At 76.3% G+C, this 2,369-nt stretch carries 1 protein-coding gene; it reads right to left on the bottom strand.

The genetic code is table 11. The annotated features are described in order from the left end of the window. A partial coding sequence (locus tag PUR71_RS01575; RefSeq protein WP_329924463.1) for a type I polyketide synthase occupies positions 1-2,369 on the bottom strand: 2,369 nt, incomplete at both ends.

The following is a 2,369-nucleotide window of genomic DNA, read 5'->3' as shown; positions in this document are numbered from 1 at the left end:
GGAACACCGGTGAGGTGGTGAGGAGTTCGCGTCCCATGCCGGCCCACTGCGTGCCCTGGCCGGGGAAGACGAACACCACGTCGGCGTCGTCGCTCTCGGCGGAGCCCGTCACGACGGAGTTCGCGGGCTCCCCCGCCGCCAGCGCCCGCAGACCGGACAGCAGTTCCTCCCGCCCCGAGCCGACCACCACGGCCCGGTGGGTCAGCGCCGCCCGGCCGGACGCCAGCGCCGCGCCGATGCGGTGCACCGGAACGCCCGGGTTGGCGGAGCCGAACTCCAGGAGCCGTCGCGCCTGTTCGCGCAGCGCCGCCTCGCCCCGGCCCGACAGCGGCCACACGACCGGGCCGTCCGGGACGGCGTCCGGCCCGGCGGGGGCGGCGTCCGGGGCCTGCTCCAGGACGACGTGGGCGTTGGTGCCGCTGATCCCGAAGGACGACACGGCGGCCCGGCGCGGCCGACCGGTCTGCGGCCACGGCCGCTGCTCGGTCAGCAGCGAGACCGCGCCGGCCGTCCAATCGACGTGCGAGCTGGGCTCGTTGACGTGCAGCGACTTGGGCAGGACGCCTTCCTGCAGGGCCATCACCATCTTGATGACGCCGCCGACGCCGGCCGCGGCCTGGGTGTGCCCGATGTTGGACTTGAGCGAGCCGAGCCACAGCGGCCGGTCCGCGGGCCGGCCCTGGCCGTAGGTGGCGAGCAGGGCGCGGGCCTCGATCGGATCGCCGAGCCTGGTGCCCGTCCCGTGCGCCTCGACGGCGTCCACGTCCTGCGGGGTGAGGGCGCCGGACGCGAGGGCCTGGCGGATCACCCGCTCCTGGGCCGGGCCGCTCGGGGCGGTCAGGCCGTTGCTGGCGCCGTCCTGGTTGATCGCCGAGCCGCGGACGACCGCGAGCACCCGGTGGCCGTTGCGGACGGCGTCCGCGAGTCGCTCCAGGACGACCATGCCGACGCCCTCGCCCCACGCGGTGCCGTCCGCGTCCTCCGAGAACGCCTTGCACCGGCCGTCGGGCGCGAGACCGCGCTGCTGGCTGAACTCCACGAACATGCCCGGCGACGACATCACCGCCGCGCCGCCCGCGAGCGCCAACGAGCACTCCCCGGCGCGCAGCGACTGGCCGGCCAGGTGCAGGGCGACCAGCGAGGACGAGCACGCCGTGTCGATCGTGACCGCCGGACCCTCCAGGCCCAGCGCGTACGCGATCCGGCCGGACGCGACGCTGACCGTGCTGCCGGTCAGCAGGTAGCCCTCGGCGCCCTGCGCGTCCTCGTGCAGGCGCGGGCCGTACTCGGGGGCCATGGCGCCGACGAACACGCCGGTGTCGCCGGCGCGCAGCGTGGTCGGGTCGATGCCCGCGTGCTCCAGCGACTCCCAGGCGGTCTCCAGCAGGAGGCGCTGCTGCGGGTCCATCGCGACGGCCTCGCGCGGCGAGATGCCGAAGAACTCGGCGTCGAACTCGCCCGCGCGGTGCAGGAACCCGCCCTCGCCGACGTACGTGCGGCCGGGGGTGCCGGGCTCCGGTGCGTACAGGCCGTCCAACCGCCAGCCGCGGTCGGTGGGGAAGCCGCCGACGGCGTCGGTGCCGGAGGTGACGAGCTGCCACAGGTCGTCCGGGCCCGCGACGCCGCCGGGGTAGTGGCAGGCCATGCCGACGATCGCGATCGCGTCGTCGTCGATGGGCGTCGCCGCGGGGGCGGGTGTCGCCCCAGGCGCCGGGGAGAGGGGGAGTTCACCGAGCGACGCGACCAGGTGGTCGGCGAGCTCGGTGGGCGTCGGGTGCTCGTAGACGACGGTGCTCGGCAGGCGCAGGCCGGTCGCCTCGCGCAGCAGGTCGCGCAGCTCGACGGCGGTGATCGACTCGATGCCCTGGTTCCTGAACGTCTCGCCCGCCTGGACGGCCTCCGGGCCCGGCCGCCCGAGGACGACGGCCGCGCTCACCCGCACCAGGCGCAGCAGGCGCCGCGCGCGCTCGGCGGGGGTGAGCGGTGCGAGCTCGGCGAGCAGGGGGAGGACGGCCTCGGGAGCCGTGCTCTCGTCGGTGGGGGCTTCGAGGACGGGCGCCTCGGCGACGGCCGCGGCGTCGTGGAGGCCCGGCAGCCAGTGCCTGGTCCGCTCGAACGGGTAGGTGGGGAGCCGCACGCCCGTGGCGGACGCCGACGGCCAGGTGACGGCGGTGCCGGCCGCGTGGGCGGTGGCGGCGCTGGTGAGGAGGCGGGCGAGGCCGCCGTCGTCGCGGCGCAGGGTGCCGGTGGCGAGGGCGGGGGGTTCGCCGGTCGTGGCCTCGTGGGTGTCGTGGATGGCGTTGGTGAGGACGGGGTGCGGGCTGATCTCGATGTAGTGGGTGTGCCCGTCGGCGGCGAGGCCGGCGATG

The sequence above is a fragment of the Streptomyces sp. SP17BM10 genome (assembly GCF_036322405.1).
Taxonomy (GTDB): Bacteria; Actinomycetota; Actinomycetes; order Streptomycetales; family Streptomycetaceae; genus Kitasatospora.
The sequence above is the reverse complement of the archived record's forward strand: the minus strand, read 5'-3'. Positions and strand labels throughout refer to the sequence as shown.